This is a genomic window from Nonlabens sp. Hel1_33_55 (genome assembly GCF_900101765.1).
Taxonomy (GTDB): domain Bacteria; phylum Bacteroidota; class Bacteroidia; order Flavobacteriales; family Flavobacteriaceae; genus Nonlabens.
On record NZ_LT627735.1, the window covers coordinates 1,408,137 to 1,427,071 of the forward strand.

Here is an 18,935-nt window from a genome sequence, read left to right on the forward strand (position 1 = left end):
CTACTTATAAATTCCAGTACTAAAATCTGGCTGATATTGTGATGGCGCAACGGACGGTTGTGTGGAAAGCTTTTTAGTAAATACTTTTTCATACAGTTCATTCAAGGTATCAAAGTCAATACTGTATTCCAATCCTAATCCTTGATCGTATCCTTCTTGTTGCCCTATTTGTTGCAACGCATTTTCTCTATTGAAAATTTTAAGCGTTAATGTTCCCGTCTGATTAAGTAAGAACTCAATCTCTACGTTTCCAATAACGGCACGCTCTGTTGTCGTGGTACTACCAACAGGAACTCCCAACTTACCATTGATGAACACCCGATCACTTATTTGTGTTGTAAGTGTAATTCCAAAACGATCTGATCTTTGAAAATCAGAGTTTGGGTTGCGCTCTGTGGCTTCATAAGTTACTCCAAAGTCTAAACGACTATCACCACTACTCACGATGTCATTCACGATACCTGAAAGGCTTTCCACCAGATTACCGGTTACAGCTCGTTGTCCTATACTGTTTGGGTTATAGAAAGAACCAGTTGTGATTAACGACAATGCCTGCAGCTGTCGTTGTGACTTGTCTTCCAGTCTATATTGAAGTTCTGATTTTACAACGGAATTTGCATTAGGAAAGACGATACTAAATTCAGGATCAAAGAAGCTTAAGTCGCCTTCTAAACTGGTTACAACCTCAACCGGAATTTGTGCATTCAAATTGGGATTATCCAATAACACTGATGGATTTGCTCGAGTGGCATAAGTTGCACTAACATTGATATTAGCATTTGTAGGATCGCCATTCCAGTCGATGGTCCCGCCGGGTTCTATGACAAACTCCTTGTTTACGATCCCGGCGTATTTGAAATTGTAAATCCCTTCAGTAGCGATAAAATCTCCATTCATCACAAATTTACCGTTGGTATTAATTTCCAAAAGCAAGTTTCCATAACCACTACCTCTCAGGTAACTACCATTTGTTGGATCTACCGTGACCTCAACAGTGGCCGTAGGAGTCACTTCAAGGTCAAATCTAAGTTCCAATCCAGAAATTTCCCTAATCTCGGTTTCTTTTCCTGATAATCTAGCCTCCTTTTCTTCTGGACTAAGGAAATATATCGCAGATGTATCACTGAGTGATTCACCATTATCAATAGGAATTTTAAAAATGGTATCATCACCAGTAGTGGCCACAACATTGATAAATAATTCATTTGTTGGACCCGTTATAGTTGCAGTTCCATCTATGAATGCGGTACCGTAGTACAGTGATTCTTCAGTGAGTTCTGTATCTAAGACTAACAATCTATTGGATTCCAATTCTAGATCCAACTCCCAGAAACCAAAGTTCTTATGGTTGATCTGGCCTTTTAGAAAACCTGTTGTGTTGTACTTAGTATCTGTCAATTGAATCTGACCAAAGTCAAAACTTGTGGTAGAAATGTCAACCGTGGCGTCTTGCTCAAAATCAAAATCTGTATTAAGGTATGGAACTCTTAGTCCAGCATTTTTCATGGTAATCTCTCCATTGACATCTGGTTCTGTAAGCCGACCTGTAATGGCGGCTTTTCCAGTAGCTAGGCCTCTCATGTTGTCAATAACAATTCCACCCAGCGGACTCAAAGCTACAAGATTAAACTCGTTGAAATCTACATCAAGATCTAAGGTTGAATACTCGCCGCTTGTATTTATAGCACCATCAACCGTAAATGTTCTTTTTATATCATTTTTAAGTTGAGCGTTGACACTATAAATACTCAAGTCTTCATTTCCCTTTACCAGCATATCAAAATCTCCCAGTGGAGTATTGTTCACCTCAAAATTGCTGATGGTGAAATTGCTCGATGGCGCATAGTTACCGGCGATCTGTTCTAACTTGAGTTCACCATCAATGCGACCTCGCATTTTTAAACTGTCAATAGGTTTAGTCAAACTGGCGATACGTACACCATCAAACTTGAGATTAACATCTTTTGAATCCTTGCCATCAATCATTCCTGCGATGGTAATTCGTTCATTTAAATGTTGAGCTCTGAGCGTATCCAGTTTGAAGTTTTGGAAGTTATTATCGAAAACAAGTTTTACATCTTCGGCGCCAGGATTGATGACCCATTTTTTGCCTTGGTATTTTAAATCGCTCCTACGTATTCCAACTACAGATTTATTCTCGTCATTGATGGTATGATAGAAACTAAGGTTATACTTATCGTCTGACTGTTCTTGGCTTGTAAATTCTGTCCTGAATAACAACGTATCCTGACGTGTTACATTGATCAACTGAAAATCTTCAACGTTATAGAAGCCATTATCAATGTCGTCTATCTTAATGTAGGTGTTGAATAAGGGGTTTTGGTTATTGACCTGGACATTTACTTGTTTGAGATCTACGTCAAACGCCTTGATCCTAGGTGTTCTAAAGGTTAGTCTAAACTGGGCATCATTACTTGAAACCTGGCCTTTAATTATTGTGTTTTCGCCTAGAGCGATATCAGGAAAAAACAACTCAACAATTTTATCATAGATCTTGAATTCATAATCTAGATATTGGTCCTGAGTAATTTGATCTGATTTATAGTTGGTATACACGTTACCAATCGCATTTTTGAAAAGCTCTGGAATTTCCTCAATCTTGAATTGACCTCTTACTTCACCTTCTATAATATCTGTGCTATTTATGGTAATCAGGCGTTCCTGATCGATGAATGTGCTCTCAATAATAAAGTCTTCAAAGAAGTAGGTGTTGTTATCATTCTGGTAACTCGCATCAGTAAAATTGATCGTACCTGCGACATCATTAATATCTGTTCCATCCATATCTATGACCACATCACCTTTCAAAATCGCCATGCTATCACGCGTGAAAATATTGATTGCCCGCAAATCTGCATAGGCTATAGAGGCTTTGAAATCGTACGTATTGATCTCTTTGGTAATATCTACAAGACCGTCAAAATCCATTTGTAGATTGGGGTCGTTGATTTTTACTGTTCCGTTAAAAACAGGCTTACGTAAATCGCCATTTACTTTGATATTCCTATAATCATAACCCTTGAAACCCAAGCGGTTGATATTCCCATTAAGGCTCAACCTCGCATTATTAGGATCGAAACCGCGGCCATCCACATTTAGGTCAACGCTTATTCTTCCTAGATCTGGAGTTTTGGTAATGGATCCAATGTTAAAACCATTGGTTTTAATATTACCATTGTAACCTATTCTATCAGATCGTATCTCTGTCAACCTTAAATCAGTTCCAAAGCTTCCCAATCTCGTATTTCCCGACAATCTAGAAACTACATTATTCTGATCAACACTGGCATATCCATTAGCATTCACAGTGCCCAATTGGTTTAATTCTGCCGGTAGTTTATTGCCAAGAATATTGGGTAACAGTTTCTTTAAGTCTGCATTACTTACCTGCAATTGATTGAAATCACCCTCAATGTAAAATTGATCAACATCTCGAACTAAGTTGCGCATGGTCATGGTGCCATCGATACTTAAATCGTTGAGCGCTGTCATCTGCAAATCGGTTACGTTAAAGTCGTTGAGCGTTCCCTTCAAATTTCCTTTGAGTTCGATGCTCTCATTATTGACAAATTCATTGTAGAAAACATCCAATTCATTGGTGGCGAGACTAGCTTCTGCGATCTTGAGATCCCAGTTAACCTTATCTACAAAATTTGAGAAATCGCCAACTCCATAATCAAATTGTAAATCTCCCTTTAAAAACGACCCCAAGGTTTCTATTTTAAGGTCCTCAGCTTTGATCTGGATTGGAGAATAATAAAAATCGGCTTTTAAGTCTTTCACGGTAAAACCTTCACCGCCATTATTCTCACTTACAGCTCCATTATACATGACAAAATTGGCCTCATTGATATTTGCAAATAACTCGTCGCCGTCGATCCTGAAATCATTGGCATTCATATTGAGATCATCCGCAAAAAAGATGAGCGGATGATTAGCATTCTCATCCGTAATTTTAATGCGAGCATTGTTTAAATCAATCTTGCCTGTGGAAAGCTTGAACGGCTGCTCACTTGCCTTATCACTTGCAAACTTTTTGAGGAATATATTGAGGTTATCGCTTTCCTCACCGCTATAACGCTTCATGTTGAGATACAGCTTATCAATCGTCACATCTCCTAAAACAGGTGCATTTGAAATCAATTCAGAAAAGCTAAAAACCGAAGAACTAAGATTTTCAAAAGAAATGATAGTGTCCTGATGGTGGTCCAGGGCCCGAGAACTTCCTAATTCAATATCACCGTCATAAGTAATTGCCACCTTATCGATAGCAATATCAACATCATACGTATCATTGAGATAGTTTGTCGCGTATCGTGCCGTAGCCGTCTGTACAGATGGAAATGAAAAAGCAATCACAAGAATGACAAATAGCGCTATCAGTACCAGCAGCGTCCTTCCTAATATTTTGAAAAGCTTTTTAATAATAGATCAATTACTTTTGCAAAGATTACCAATTTCTATGCCCATAACACCGTCAAAAAGCGATAATTGTTACATACTTGCTATAGAATCATCTTGTGATGATACTTCTTGTGCGATACTAAAAAACAATCAGGTACTATCAAACGTCATTGCAGGGCAAAAAATTCACGAGCAATATGGTGGTGTCGTTCCTGAACTTGCCTCTCGAGCCCATCAATCGAACATCATACCAGTAGTGCATGCTGCTCTTACACAGGCAAATATCGATAAAAAGCAACTGTCCGCCATAGCTTTTACTCGCGGCCCAGGTTTGATGGGAAGCTTGTTGGTAGGCGGTAGTTTTGCCAAAAGTTTATCGCTGGCTTTGCAAATTCCATTGATAGAGGTTCACCATATGCAGGCTCATATTCTGGCTCATTATATTGATCACGGTCAAGAAATGCCTGAATTCCCATTCTTGGGACTCACCATAAGCGGTGGCCACACGCAAATAGTCAAGGTAACAGACTACCATAAAATGGAGGTCATAGGCAGCACTATGGACGATGCCGTGGGCGAGGCATTTGATAAATCAGGAAAAATATTAGGTTTGGGTTATCCTGCTGGACCTATAATAGATACGCTTTCGCGAAAAGGTAGTCACGACGCCTTTAAATTCCCCATTCCAAAAGCACCTAACCTAGACTACAGCTTCAGCGGATTCAAAACTAGTGTACTTTACTTCGTGCAGAAGCAGACTCAAAAAGATCCAGATTTTATTAAAAACAATCTGGAAGATATTTGTGCTAGTATACAGTATACTATCATTGAGATTCTATTTCAGAAACTAAATAAAGCGGTCAAGCAAACTGGCATTAAGTCTGTAGCCATTGGTGGTGGCGTTAGCGCTAATTCAGGAATTAGAGAAAGGCTTCTGTCCAAAAAAGAAAAAGGTTGGAATGTTTTCATTCCGCCATTTGAGTATACCACTGATAATGCGGCGATGATAGGCATCTCTGGATATTATAAATATTTGCAGGGTGACTTCTCTTCATTGGATGTCGTTGCACAAGCTAAAATGACCATGTAATTATGCAGTTATTCTATTTTTCACAACCCAATGCGACAGATGAATTCTTATCTCTTGAAAAAGAGGATACAAGACATATTACCAAAGTCTTGCGTAAAAAAGTAGGTGACGTTATCAATGTCACTAATGGAAGAGGTGATTTATTTGACGCCACGATCACCCAATTGACCAGCAACAAGTGTCAATTGAAACTGAAGCACCTAAAGTTTGAGCCTTCAAAAAAACCTCAACTTCATATCGCGATTGCTCCAACTAAGATGAACGATCGCATGGAATGGTTTCTGGAAAAATCTACTGAGCTGGGAATTTCTGCCATCACGCCTTTAATATGCAGCAATAGTGAACGCAGAAATATTAAAGAAGAACGATTTGAGAAAATCATCATAAGCGCCATGCAACAATCCCTACAATTGCATAAACCAGTGCTTCATCAATTTACCAATCTTGATGCATTTGTTCAATCTGCAAACAGTGAACTAAAACTTATCGCACACTGCGAGGAAACCAACAAAAAACATATTACTGAACTTCTTGATTCTGAAAAAGACACCTTAATACTTATAGGTCCAGAAGGTGACTTCACACCAGCGGAAATAGAAAATGCACTAAAACATCAATTTGTTCCAGTGCATCTAGGTCATACAAGACTGCGTACAGAGACTGCAGGAATCTATGCAGCCAGTCTATTCAATGCTATTATTCAAGAGTAGAAATTCCTGCAGCAACAACCGCAAGATCTTTATCCTGAGCAATAATCGCCACTTTATAATTGGTTTTATTATTGACGTCTACCTTGAATGATTGTTTTCCATTTGACGCCTTTTTATCGAGCTCCACTCGCTGAATCACAACGTTGGTATTTCTCAACTTCTTACGAGCGTTCTCACCTTTCGCGACAGCGGTAGTTTCATCATCAATCAGCAATAAAGCATAGGCTTTGTCATATTTTTTTGCTCCATCCATCGAGTAGGTAAAATCAATAGATTTACTTCCCTTAACTATAACGGGTGCGTTCAATGCAGTGACCATTGATTTTTTATTGATTGAACTCTTCAAAGTACTTTCCCGCGATCCCACAAATTCCTTTGATCCGTTCACGACCATTTGAGGTGTGTATACTCCAGAATTGAGTTCTTTAGCATAACTGCGCTGATAAGCAGAATAAGCCTTATCAGAATATGGATCTTTCCAACCTAGATAATTCCAATAATCGACATGATAAGATAAGGCAATAACATTTTCATCGTCCTTGATCTGTGCCAGAAGGGCGTCTGCTGGTGGACAGCTGCTACATCCTTGAGACGTGAACAATTCCACGACGTTCACGCCATTTTGGATTTGTTTTTCATTACTTTGTTCTACATGATCTATATGCTGAAAAGCTAAGATGCTAAAAGCCAATAATAAACTAAGTATGGGTACAGTTATTCTTACCATAGGTTTAAAAATCATGAGGGATAGTTTAAGTTGGTTATGATTTAAAACTAATAATAATTCGCTTTATTTTTAAGAAAATGTTAAATAATCGTAGCAAAATTTATCAATTCAATTTTATGAGGTTCTATTTCCTGATTGCGTTATTGATTCTAACCTGTTTAACATCAAACGCCCAAGAGGTTGCCGTACTTAAATATGATGGCGGCGGCGATTGGTACTCCAATCCAACAGCGTTACCCAACCTGGTAGAATATTGCAACAAAAATCTGGGAACGACTTTTTCTAAAGATGTCAAAACCGTAGAGGCACAAAGCATCGATATTTTTCAATATCCTTTTATTCACATGACTGGTCATGGAAATGTAGTTTTCAGTCAGGAACAAATAGAGAACCTAAGGAACTATCTATTAAGCGGTGGATTTATTCATATCGATGACAATTATGGGATGAAGCCTTATCTGGAAAAAGAATTAGTCCGTTTGTTTCCTGATAAGCAATTAACTGAGCTTTCTGCAAACCATCCTATTTTCAGTAGCTACAAGAACTTCCCAAACGGTTTGCCTAAAATTCATGAACACGATGGAAATCGTCCACAAGCAATGGGAATATTTCATGAAAATAGATTAGTTCTTTTATTTACTTTTGAAAGCGATTTAGGAGATGGCTGGGAAAGTCCAGAAGTTCATAATGACCCGCAAGAAGTAAGACAGAAGGCGCTGGACATGGGTGCCAACATTGTCAAATACGTGTTTACTAATTAATCATTTATGGGTACGAGAGCTACCTCGCGAGCGATCGCTTTTGGACTATTACGAGCACTTCTCATCATTGCTGGAGTGTTTATCCTTGCGTGGTTTCTTTGGGAAATCCAATCAGTTCTATTTTACATAGGATTTGCTGCGGTGTTATCCCTAGTAGGAAGACCTATTGTCTTATTCTTTAGAGATAGGCTAAGGATTCCCAATACACTGGCCGTTATTCTCACACTGATTATTCTGTTTTCCATAATTGTTGGCGCCATCCTCTTGATCATACCAGTCATTGCAGAACAAGGTGAAAATATTTCCAAAATTGATATTGATGAAGTACGGGAAAATCTAGAGGTCTTGAACCAACAGATTAGTGATTATTTTGGGATTGAAAACGTCAACGTTCTGGAACGTATTCAAAATCTTGAGTTCGTGAAAGAAAACCTCACTATGGATCTCGTTCCGCAGTTTGTGAATGGCTTTTTTGGTACGTTGGGAAGTTTGATGATCGGGCTTTTCTCCATTCTATTTATAGCTTTCTTTTTACTTAAAGACAGTAGATTACTTCTGGAAGGCGTACTCGTTTTCTCAAAAAAAGGTAATGAAGGTCAGTTCCTAAGAGCATTTACTAAAATCAAGCAACTCCTTTCTCGCTATTTCATCGGCCTGATTTTTCAGATTGTTATCCTATTCGTATTGTACGGTATATTGTTATTGTCATTAGGAACTGAAAATGCGCTGATCATTGCCTTTTTCTGTGCGCTTCTTAACCTCATTCCATACTTGGGTCCAGCTATAGGATACATTTTAATGAGCGCGTTTGTCATAAGTGACAATCTAGGAGCTAATTTTACCAATATCATCTTGCCACAACTTATCGTAGTGATGATAGGGTATGGTATCATTCAACTTATTGATAATTTCTTGAACCAGCCTTTGATTTTTGGAAAGTCGGTCAAATCACATCCATTAGAGATTTTTATTATCATTTTGATCGCTGGATTAGTGTTCGGGATTATAGGATTAGTACTTGCTATTCCTACTTATACTGCGATCAAGGTTATTTCCAAAGAATTTTTGAGCGAGTATAAAATCGTTAAGAAACTGACCCAAAACCTGTAGAGTCTATGAATCACGCTGTGCTGCAACCACAGGTGAGAACCTATCTACTGGAGCATTTACATGAGAATGTAGCTGCATTTGTATTGCGCTCACATCCATTTGAAATTGATAATAAAGAGCTGGCGCAGCAGCTTGTGGGACTTCAAAAAGCACAAGCTAAATTCCCATTGCTTTTCAATTGTGAACATGTTTTCTACCCGCCTAAAGTTAATTTAGAGCAAACGAGTAGTTGGGAAACGGCAGTCTATAAATCTAAGATTGTTCAAGGCGATTCCATGGTCGATCTTACGGGTGGTTTGGGGATTGATGATATCGCTTTCGCGAAAGCGTATTCCACAACAATCCACGTAGAACTCGACCCTGATCTACAAGAAATCGCTGCACACAATTTTAAAACACTAGAGCTTCCCATAGAAAGCCACCAAGGCGATGGCATTTCATTTCTCAAAGAGGCAGGTTTAAAATTTGATCTCATCTACCTGGATCCCAGCCGTAAAACAGCGGCTACAAATAAAGCCATCCTGCTAACCGATTATGAGCCTGATGTCACCAAACATAAAGAGCTACTTTTTGAAAAGGGTGAATATATTATGATTAAAACCTCGCCCATGCTCGATATCACTGCTGGAATGAGACAGTTGGAACACGTGGCGCAAATCCATATCGTAGCGGTTAAAAATGAGGTAAAGGAATTGCTTTGGATATTGAAAAAGAACGTTGAGAATACTAAGATGTTCGCGGTCAATCTGGCTACAAATCAGCCGGTTTTTGATTTCAATCTGGATTCTACAGCTAATATTGTGATTGATTCACCTAAAAAGTATCTATACGAACCTAATGCCGCTATTATGAAATCACAGGCGTTTGGTGAGGTGTGCAGTCAATATGGTGTCTCAAAAATTGATCAAGATGCCCATTTATTCACACGAGAAGATTTAATCCAATTTCCTGGGAGGTGTTTTAAGATTTTAGAAGTACACGACTATAAGCCTAAGATCATAAAACGCCAATATGGGAAAGGTGCGCATGCTGTTGTGACGAGAAACTTTCGCGAAAGCGTAAAAAAATTAAGGACTATATTTAATTTTGAAGAACACGAGACCAACTACCTCTTTTTTACAAGCATTGCTGGTCGCGGTCCCGTGGTAATTGAGGCAATAAAAATCCGATCATGAAAAAAATCATCATTCTATCTGGCGCCGGCGTTAGTGCAGAAAGTGGTATTGCAACCTTTAGGGATGCAGATGGTTTGTGGGAAGGACACGATGTGATGGAAGTGGCATCACCTCAAGGATTTGAAAACAATCCATCGCTGGTGCTTGATTTTTATAACCAGCGTCGTGCGCAACTCAAAACGGTAAAACCCAATGAGGCGCACTATTGCATAGCCGCACTGGAACGCAATTATGAAGTTCACGTTATCACGCAAAATGTAGATGACCTTCACGAGCGTGCCGGATCGTCTAATGTTTTGCACTTGCATGGTGAATTACTAAAAGCGCGCAGCACTTCAAATCCTGAGTACATCATAGAGTGGCCAGATGACATCACAGCAATGGATTCCTGTCCTGACGGTTCCCAAATGCGACCACATATCGTGTGGTTTGGTGAAGAAGTACCAGCTATGGAAAAAGCCATTGAGCTTACATCACAGGCAGATGCTGTCATTATTGTAGGTACATCGTTGCAAGTCTATCCAGCAGCAGGACTCATGCATTATGCTCCAGACGACACTCCTATTTTTCTGGTCGATCCACGACCTAATCTCGAGAGTCACGGCAATCTAACCGTGATTGAAGAAAATGCAAGCACAGGTGTACGCAAGGCTTGTGATATCATTAATGTTTCATTACCTAATACGTAACTCTATTGGCACTACCTATACTCAAAGAACAATTAGCCGATTTATATGCCTATAAGGAATCGCGAGTGCGCCTAGCGACTAAATTTGTGGAGCGAGGAGCTATTGAAGATCTTATCGATTACTGTCATCCAGCTTCTGGAGTTTCTTATAAAGCATGCTGGTGTCTGGAACAGGCCTATCGCCTGTTTCCAGAAGTTTGTTATCCGCATATTGAGAAAATCTACCAACTTTACATTACGCCAGTGGACTTGAGCGGCATGCGCTGCCTGCTTAAAATAGGTTTTGAGATGCTCAAATGCTATTATGGCCCACGCGATCATGAAATCAAGCAGCTCATAACGCAGCCTATGAAAGAGCAATTGACGAGAGCCGCTTTTGATGCAATGATCAATGCTGGTGGAAGGTCTGCAAACCTTATGTATGCTACTAGGAGCCTTTATCTCATGCGCAATGAGTTTGAATTGATACCAGATCAATTGCCCGCTTTTATTGAACGCCAGTTGATGGATCCAGAAAATAAAGGCTACCGCAGTTGTGGTCGCGAGATCTTGACAAAACTGAGCTGGCAAAAACAAGCATAACCATCATTTTCAAGGTGCTGTATCGCTGTTAAAATCTTATTTTTGCAAGCTTTAAAGATCCACTATGTCATTACAAGCTATTTCTCCCATTGACGGCCGCTATCATTCTAAGGTTGCTAACCTTGCAAACTATTTTTCTGAAGCTGCACTTATCAAATACAGAGTGCTTATTGAGGTGGAATATTTTATCGCTTTGAGCGAAAGCGGAATCTCACAACTACAACCGTTCAAGGAAGAAACTAAATCATTGCTTAAAGATCTTTATCGCAAGTTTAGCGAGGATGATGCCAAGGAAATCAAGTTTATAGAAAAAACAACCAACCACGATGTCAAAGCTGTGGAGTATCTTCTGAAGAAAAAATTTGATATGATGGATCTTAAAGCCCACAAAGAATTCATCCATTTTGGCCTTACATCACAGGATATCAACAATACGGCGATACCGTTATCTATCAAGGATGCTGTGGAAGAAGTTTACATTCCAGAATTGGAGGCGCTTATTTCACAGTTAGAAGGTTTAGTCAATGACTGGAAAGATATTCCCATGCTGGCGCGTACTCATGGACAACCAGCCTCACCTACCCGATTAGGTAAAGAATTCAATGTGTTTGTAGTTCGCTTAAAGGAGCAATTATCAACACTTAAGAGTACTCCCAATGCAGCAAAATTTGGTGGTGCAACTGGGAACTTTAATGCACATCACGTTGCATTTCCTAAGGTCGACTGGAAAGCCTTTGGGTCAGAATTTGTAGAAAATAGATTGGGATTGAAACATAGTTTTCCAACTACCCAGATTGAGCATTACGATTTTATGGCCTCTTTGTTTGATGCCATGAAGCGTATCAATACGATTTTGATTGATTTGGATCGAGATATATGGACCTACATATCCATGGATTATTTCAAACAAAAAATAAAGGCTGGCGAGATAGGCTCTAGCGCTATGCCGCATAAAGTGAATCCCATCGATTTTGAGAATAGTGAAGGAAATTTAGGTTTAGCCAATGCTGTATTTGAACACCTAGCGGCAAAACTTCCTATTTCAAGATTACAACGTGATCTGACTGATTCTACAGTATTACGTAATGTAGGTGTACCTATCGCCCATACGATTATAGCTTTTAAGGCAACATCAAAAGGCTTAGGTAAACTCCTACTCAATCCATCTAAAATTGAACAAGATCTTGAGAACAATTGGGCTGTAGTGGCAGAAGCTGTTCAAACTATTCTAAGACGCGAGGCTTATCCCAATCCATATGAAGCGTTGAAGCAGCTCACAAGAACCAATGAAAAGATTACCGCCGCTAGCATGGCTGATTTCATTGAAGGTTTAGACGTTAAAGATTCTGTGAAAAATGAATTAAGAGGTATTTCACCATCCTCATTCACAGGTATATAGCGTTTTTTAATAAGTTAATTCCTACTTAATTGTGGTTTAGTTAACGGCCTTAAGCATGCTCTATTAGTAAATTGCAGTACAATCAATTAATAAACCTATGAGCATACTGACTATTATTCTAAACATTCTTATACCACCACTAGGTGTTGGATTAGCTAAAGGATTTGGGAAAGATTTTATCATTAACCTAATCTTAACTCTAATCTTCTTTATACCTGGTGTCATTCACGCATTTATTGTGACATCTAGATAAGAATACCGAACATTAACTACTATATTAATTACCAAAAATCAAACTTATGAAGATTAAAATATTATCCATATTCGCTTTAATTGCAATGCTAACAAGCTGTGATATCAAGAAAACTGAAGGTGGGGACATGCCAGAACTAGATGTCGATGTTGAAGCTGAAGCAGGAGAACTTCCAGAATACGATGTAGACTGGATGGATGTTGACGTTACAACAACTACTAAAATGGTCGAAGTACCTAAATTAGTTGTCGTAATGGAAGAAGAAGAGGTGGAAGTACCAGTTCTTGATGTAGACATGCCAGGAGACAAAATGGAAAGAACTCTAACTGTAGAAGCAGAAATTGCTGGAACAGATCAGGATCTAGACATTAAAGAAGTAAGAGCAACAAATAATAAATTGTTTGTTATTGCTACCCTAGAAGATAACGGTACAGATCTACAAGGAAAAACAGTACGTAAACAAGATCAAGTTGTGCTTAATGCACCTAACATGGAAGTTGAATATATTATTGTAGGTGACAAGCCTAACAGAATGTTCAACAACAACAATAGATACTATTCAAATATGAATAGTTTTGACAACGATGTTGCAAATGCGCAGGTTATTTATAGTAACTAAGAGCATTTAAAAATTGAAATGAAAAAGAAGAAAATGGCGCCCAATGGGCGCCATTTTTTTTATCCCAGCTTTTTAGCTTCATCCCAGAAAACATCCATTTCTGCTAGAGTCATACCACTCAATTTTTTACCTAGATCGGCTGCTTTTGATTCTAGGTATTGAAAACGCTTGATGAATTTTTTATTGGTACGCTCTAGTGCGTCCTCAGGATTAACACCTAGATGCTTTCCGTAGTTGACTAGAGAGAATAGAACATCACCAAATTCTGCCTCAATGGTGTCTTTGTTCCCTTTGTCTATTTCTACCTGCAACTCTTCCAGTTCTTCTTCCAATTTTTCTTTGACTTGTTCTGGTCGTTCCCAATCAAAACCAACACCAGCCACTTTATCTTGAATGCGGGAACTTTTTACCAAAGCCGGCAAACTGGTGGGCACGCCTTCCAAAACACTTTTTTTACCTTCCTTGAGCTTGAGCGCTTCCCAGTTCTGCTTTACTTCTTCTTCATCTGCAACCTCAACATCACCATAGATATGTGGATGTCTTGAAACCAATTTGTCGCAAATTCCATGAGCCACACTAGCGATATCAAAATCATTTGTTTCTGAACCTATTTTTGCATAGAAAACAATGTGTAATAACAAATCACCCAACTCCTTGGGAATCTCTTCCATATCGTTATCCAGTATTGCATCGCCCAACTCATAGGTCTCCTCGATGGTCAAATGCCGCAGGGATTGCAAGGTCTGTTTGCGATCCCATGGACAGCCTTCGCGCAATTCATCCATGATGGTGAGCAGTCGATCCAGCGCCTCCAATTGTTTTTTTCTGTTATTCATGACATAGCTTTATGATGATGCAGTAACATCCTATTTTTGTAGTGAAGCGGTTTGATGATTACGCTTTCGCGAAAGCGAACTCAACCAAAAACTACTTTGGTATAAAATTAGATATCAAGTAGCCAAATGCCTTACTTATGAAATATATTCTTATCACTTTTTGTTCACTTTTTATGATGATTGCTGCAAATGCGCAGGATTTTATCAAGGATGACGAGATGGCAAATACAGTAATAAAAGCAGATGATGAGATGAAAGTACTCTACTTTACAGCTAGCTGGTGCGGCCCTTGTAAAATGATGAAACCTGGTATTGCAAAGATGGCTAGCGACCCAGATGCGGTAGGTACGATCTACAAAATGGACATCGACCAAAATATTACGGACGATATTATTGGTATCTCTGGAGTTCCAACATTTATGTTCATTAAAAACGGAACTATCCTGGGACAACATACGGGTGCCATGGGAGATTCTGGACTCAAAACCATGTTTGCTAAGCATGCAAAAATGAAACCCACTGGTAACGCACTTACCTACAAACCTGTTCCTAGTAAATATGATTTGGTTGCTGGTGCACACCCAAAACTCACTAAAAAGAACCTTGAGACTGTATGGCATAATGAGGCAAACCTCAATAAACTGGCCTGGTCGATCTATAATAATCTAGAAGACACCAAAGACTTGCAAGCTGGTTTAAATCTGGTCAATAGATCTTTTGAACTTAAGAAAAACAGTGGCACCCTGTTCTTGAAAACTAGCTATCTAAATAAATTAGGAGCTACAAAAGATGCGTTGTCAACGGGTCGCAAGGCACGAGAAATGATGGTTGCTAATGGTGAGCACACTGGTACTATCGATAAATTACTCACTGAAATTAAGGGTTAATCCAATTCTCTTTCAAGAAGCAGCTCCTGGAAATCTTCCCAACATGCATTTTTCTTTTCAACTTGTGTAGAATCTGTTAGCAGCAAACATTGATAGAATTTCTTGCTTTGCTCATTAGGCGTTATGTTTTCCAGCTCTCTCAATTCTTTATGAAATATAGAATCACTGACCTGGGCTGCTAGATTTGTCCTATAAATAGGATATTGACCAAAGTTCCTGAACACATCACCTATGGTATTCATTTGCTCATAGGCCTTGTCATAGTCACCAACGTGTTCATAATACAGTGCACTATCAACGTTACCTCTAGAATCTTGAAAGTGTCTAATAATGCGATCACTTTGCCAATCGTATTCCAAAAAGTTCTTTGCCAACTGGCCGAAGCTTTTTCCCTCGAACACATTATAAAAATTGACCAGAACAAATTCACCTTTTGAATTTTCCTTTAGATAAAGAACTAAGTAATTCAACACCTGATCTTTCAATAAGTCAACAACATCAAGGGTTAATACAGATACGGGACCATCTTGTCTAACATCTAGAAGTCTTACCGTAAGTTCTTGATTTGCTATATCATGAGTCAATGCAGAAATACTTTGTCCCAAGCTATTGATGAGGATTCCCATCACAACAGACTGTTCCTGAGCCTTCATTTGATAGAAATTTTTACCAAGACGTTTTGAAAACGACTTATGATCAAACTGATCCATGACCACTTGCGGTCGATCTGAAGCAATGGCATCGATCATACTAGTTGCGGTCATGTCTAGCTTTTGCTGTTGATCTTTAGTTAAAGGGATTTCTTCTACAATATCAGATTCGGTTTTGCAGGAGATAATGGAAATGAATAAGATGAATAGGTATAATGTTGATTTCATAAAAAAAGGTTGGTGTCCAAATATAAATATTGATGGACGCCAACCTTACTAAAATTGATCTGGATTTTTTAAATCCCTTTTACGAAGTCACTATACAAGTCGTTGAACTGGTAGCCTTCTGTAAATCGTTTTTTGCTCAACTTGTCAAATTCTACAAGTGCCCAAAGAATAAATTCCTTTAAGAAATAACGATCTTCCTTGCTGGTTTCAGGCTGGTGCTTTTGCACTAAATCCTCTAATGGCGTTACCTGGTCAATCAAAGCCTTATAGTCAGAATCATTCAATTCATCCAACAGTTCAAGTGCATCATTATTAAAGAACCACTCTACGAGTTTATCATAAGGAGTTTCTTCATCTGGTTTTTTAAGTTTCTTTAATTCCGGAAAGTAGGATGGAAACAACGTTTTGATAGCATCACCTATTAGCTCATTTGCCACAAAGGCTGCTCCTTCTTGTTCTCCTTCATAAACCAATTCGATTTTACCAGTTATAGATGGAATCACACCAGCAAAGTCAGATAATCTTATAGCAGTCTTATCGTCACCATTCATGAGGGATCGACGCTCTGCAGTACTTAGTAAATTTTCATAAGCCGTAATACTCATACGAGCACTTACTCCACTTTTCTCATCTACGTATTCTGAGTCGCGAGCAGAAAAACTTATTTGTTCCAAAAGATCTTTGGCAAGTTCTGGTACGTAAACCGTTTCTTTAATACGATCGTCGTTGCGAGCCTCTTGCTGGGTAATAGTTTTGGCGATCTCTATGTTCTCTGGATAGTGAGTCAAAATTTGAGAGCCTATTCTATCCTTTAATGGAGTCACGATGCTACCACGGTTCGTATAATCTTCTGGGTTTGCAGTAAACACAAATTGCATATCCAGCGCTAGTCTTAATTTGAACCCTCTAATCTGGATATCACCTTCTTGTAGGATATTGAATAAAGCTACTTGAATTCGCGCCTGTAAATCTGGAAGCTCATTGATAACAAAAATGCATCGATTTGCCCGCGGAATCATTCCATAGTGAATCACGCGGTCGTCAGCATAACTCAATTTCAAATTAGCTGCTTTGATCGGGTCGATATCACCTATCAAATCTGCAACGGTAACATCTGGCGTAGCGAGTTTTTCATAAAAACGGTCATCGCGGTGCAACCATGAAATAGGCGTATCATCACCATGCTCTTTGATCAACTCAATCGCAGTTCTAGACAATGGCGCCAGTGGATCATCATGAATCTCGCTGTCGCTCACATAAGGGATGTATTCATCCAGCAGTCCAGTCATCAATCTTGCAAGCCTCGTTTTGGCCTGTCCACGCAATCCTAACAGATTGATATTATGCTTCGATAAAATGGCCCGTTCCAATTCTGGAATCACGCTATTTTCATAACCATGAATTCCTGTGAAGGAGTCTTTGCCATTTTTGATATTTGCTTTTAGGTTATCTCTTAATTCATCTTTTATGGATTTTGATTTCCATCCAGATTTTTTGAGTTCGCCTAATGTATTTATATTTTCTGTATTCATATGTTGTTTTGAAAATGGAGTCATCGAGCAAAAGTTCTCAATCCTTCCTATTTTAATTTCTACTTCAGTCTCTTTCTTCTATTCGCCTCATAATCGTGAAAGATCATTTCACCTAACCCTTGCAACCCGGTAAAGAATGCTTTTCCTTGATTTGCTTCTGTAAACTCATCAATGAATCGCTGTAGATAAGGATCATTAGCTATCATGAAAGTCGTTATAGGAATGTGCAAGCGACGTGCTTGTGCAGCCATGGTATAGCACTTCTCTACAATGTACTCATCCAAACCATTAGAATTTTTATAATAGCGACCATCCTTCAATCGCAAGCAACTGGGTTTACCATCAGTGATCATGAAAATTTGCTTGTTGGTATTTCTTTTTCTCCGTAAAATGTCCATTGCCAACTGCAATCCAGCAACCGTATTGGTATGGTAGGGTCCTACTTTCAAATAAGGTAAATCTGCTATTTTAATAGGCCAAGCATCATTACCGAAAACAATGATATCCAGCGTGTCTTTAGGATAGCGCGTGGTGATCAACTCGGCCAGCGCCATGGCGACCTTTTTTGCAGGTGTGATTCGATCTTCTCCATACAAAATCATGGAGTGCGATATATCGATCATGAGCACGGTACTCATCTGTGCCTTGAACTGTGTGTCCTCAACAATCAAATCACTTTCTGAAAGATAGAAATCATCCATGCCGTGATTGATTTGTGCGTTGCGCAAACTTTCTGTCATGGAAATGCGATCCAGACCATCGCCAAATCGGTATTCTCTCAGGTCACCAGTATGCTCATCGCCAGAACCTAATTTATTGGTTTTGTGATTACCCACATTGCCCTTACGCATGTTCCCAAAAATCTGATTGAGTGCATGTTTGCGTAAAAGTTGTTCCGTTTTTGCTGTTATGGAATATTTGCCTGGGCCATTTCCTTCACCATCGCCATCCTCATTATCCTCTCCATTGCCAGATCCATTGGGATCAAATTCTTCTCGTATGTAACCGCGTTCCTTGAGATCCTCAATAAAATCATCAACGGTATATTCTGGTGTCGTGAGCTTATATTCTTTATCCAACTCTCTCAACCAGTCAATAGCCTCATCAAAATCTCCTGAAGTATGCGTGATTAGCTCTTTAAAAATATCAAACAGCTTATCAAAAGGATCCAACTCTTTAGGATTGTAAAATTCGAATTTAAAACCGCTGCGTTCTTGTCTCGTCATAGTCTAAAGATAGTCGTGAAAAGGTCAGGAAATTTAC

The 18,935-nt window shown here is 39.0% G+C and carries 17 protein-coding genes; 11 read left to right on the top strand and 6 right to left on the bottom strand.

The genetic code is table 11. The annotated features are described in order from the left end of the window. A complete protein-coding gene (locus BLO34_RS06215) occupies window positions 1–4,380 on the bottom strand; it encodes a translocation/assembly module TamB domain-containing protein (protein WP_231959578.1) in 4,380 nt (1,459 codons plus the stop codon). A 103-nt stretch (window positions 4,381–4,483) separates the two neighbouring features. Here BLO34_RS06215 and tsaD point away from each other — a divergent pair, with 103 nt between their 5' ends. Together tsaD and BLO34_RS06225 are read left to right on the top strand one after the other, a co-directional pair. Further along, window positions 4,484–5,515 (top strand): tRNA (adenosine(37)-N6)-threonylcarbamoyltransferase complex transferase subunit TsaD, encoded by a 1,032-nt coding sequence (gene tsaD / locus BLO34_RS06220; RefSeq protein ID WP_090753563.1) that lies wholly within the window; start codon window positions 4,484–4,486, stop codon window positions 5,513–5,515. 2 nt (window positions 5,516–5,517) lie between these two features. Continuing rightward, window positions 5,518–6,225: a 16S rRNA (uracil(1498)-N(3))-methyltransferase gene (locus tag BLO34_RS06225; RefSeq protein ID WP_090753566.1), complete on the top strand. Its 708-nt coding sequence runs from the start codon at window positions 5,518–5,520 to the stop codon at window positions 6,223–6,225. Here the strand turns inward: BLO34_RS06225 and BLO34_RS06230 are convergent. Further along, window positions 6,212–6,967 carry a DUF1223 domain-containing protein gene (locus BLO34_RS06230; RefSeq protein ID WP_090753568.1) on the bottom strand — a complete coding sequence of 252 codons (756 nt, stop codon included), beginning with the start codon at window positions 6,965–6,967 and terminating at the stop codon, window positions 6,212–6,214. The two genes, BLO34_RS06225 and BLO34_RS06230, sit on opposite strands and share 14 nt — an antisense overlap. A gap of 101 nt (window positions 6,968–7,068) precedes the next feature. Here BLO34_RS06230 and BLO34_RS06235 point away from each other — a divergent pair, with 101 nt between their 5' ends. From BLO34_RS06235 to BLO34_RS06270, 8 genes are all read left to right on the top strand, one after another. Then, window positions 7,069–7,713, top strand: coding sequence for a DUF4159 domain-containing protein (locus tag BLO34_RS06235; RefSeq protein ID WP_090756492.1), 645 nt, complete (start codon window positions 7,069–7,071; stop codon window positions 7,711–7,713). 6 nt (window positions 7,714–7,719) lie between these two features. Further along, window positions 7,720–8,823 carry an AI-2E family transporter gene (locus BLO34_RS06240; RefSeq protein WP_090753571.1) on the top strand — a complete coding sequence of 368 codons (1,104 nt, stop codon included), beginning with the start codon at window positions 7,720–7,722 and terminating at the stop codon, window positions 8,821–8,823. Between the two features lie 5 nt (window positions 8,824–8,828). Next, window positions 8,829–9,998, top strand: a complete 1,170-nt coding sequence (locus tag BLO34_RS06245; RefSeq protein WP_090753573.1) for a THUMP-like domain-containing protein — start codon at window positions 8,829–8,831, stop codon at window positions 9,996–9,998. Next, on the top strand, window positions 9,995–10,687 hold the full coding sequence (locus BLO34_RS06250) for an SIR2 family NAD-dependent protein deacylase (protein WP_090753576.1): 693 nt from the start codon (window positions 9,995–9,997) through the stop codon (window positions 10,685–10,687). Before BLO34_RS06245 ends, BLO34_RS06250 begins: the two co-directional genes overlap by 4 nt. A 5-nt stretch (window positions 10,688–10,692) precedes the next feature. Then, a complete protein-coding gene (locus BLO34_RS06255) occupies window positions 10,693–11,268 on the top strand; it encodes a hypothetical protein (protein WP_090753578.1) in 576 nt (191 codons plus the stop codon). Window positions 11,269–11,332: 64 nt separating this feature from the next. Then, entirely contained in the window at window positions 11,333–12,667 is a 1,335-nt protein-coding gene (purB, locus tag BLO34_RS06260) for an adenylosuccinate lyase (protein ID WP_090753581.1), read from the top strand. A gap of 97 nt (window positions 12,668–12,764) precedes the next feature. Beyond that, window positions 12,765–12,920 carry a YqaE/Pmp3 family membrane protein gene (locus tag BLO34_RS06265; protein ID WP_090753583.1) on the top strand — a complete coding sequence of 52 codons (156 nt, stop codon included), beginning with the start codon at window positions 12,765–12,767 and terminating at the stop codon, window positions 12,918–12,920. A 46-nt stretch (window positions 12,921–12,966) separates the two neighbouring features. Continuing rightward, window positions 12,967–13,539 carry a hypothetical protein gene (locus BLO34_RS06270; protein ID WP_090753586.1) on the top strand — a complete coding sequence of 191 codons (573 nt, stop codon included), beginning with the start codon at window positions 12,967–12,969 and terminating at the stop codon, window positions 13,537–13,539. A 59-nt stretch (window positions 13,540–13,598) separates the two neighbouring features. On the opposite strand, the gene mazG is transcribed toward BLO34_RS06270, so the two are convergent. Then, complete coding sequence (gene mazG, locus BLO34_RS06275) at window positions 13,599–14,375, bottom strand: nucleoside triphosphate pyrophosphohydrolase (RefSeq protein ID WP_090753589.1); 777 nt, start codon at window positions 14,373–14,375, stop codon at window positions 13,599–13,601. 137 nt (window positions 14,376–14,512) lie between these two features. Between mazG and BLO34_RS06280 the strand changes: the two genes are divergently transcribed. Next, window positions 14,513–15,262, top strand: coding sequence for a thioredoxin family protein (locus tag BLO34_RS06280; RefSeq protein WP_090753591.1), 750 nt, complete (start codon window positions 14,513–14,515; stop codon window positions 15,260–15,262). Here the strand turns inward: BLO34_RS06280 and BLO34_RS06285 are convergent. The 3 genes from BLO34_RS06285 to BLO34_RS06295 all read right to left on the bottom strand — a co-directional run bounded on the left by BLO34_RS06285 (window position 15,259) and on the right by BLO34_RS06295 (window position 18,898). Then, window positions 15,259–16,140, bottom strand: coding sequence for a hypothetical protein (locus BLO34_RS06285; RefSeq protein WP_090753593.1), 882 nt, complete (start codon window positions 16,138–16,140; stop codon window positions 15,259–15,261). The genes BLO34_RS06280 and BLO34_RS06285 overlap by 4 nt on opposite strands. A 68-nt stretch (window positions 16,141–16,208) precedes the next feature. Beyond that, complete coding sequence (locus BLO34_RS06290; RefSeq protein ID WP_090753596.1) at window positions 16,209–17,672, bottom strand: magnesium chelatase; 1,464 nt, start codon at window positions 17,670–17,672, stop codon at window positions 16,209–16,211. Window positions 17,673–17,731: 59 nt separating this feature from the next. After that, window positions 17,732–18,898, bottom strand: coding sequence for a vWA domain-containing protein (locus BLO34_RS06295; RefSeq protein WP_090753598.1), 1,167 nt, complete (start codon window positions 18,896–18,898; stop codon window positions 17,732–17,734). Window positions 18,899–18,935 lie beyond the last annotated feature (37 nt).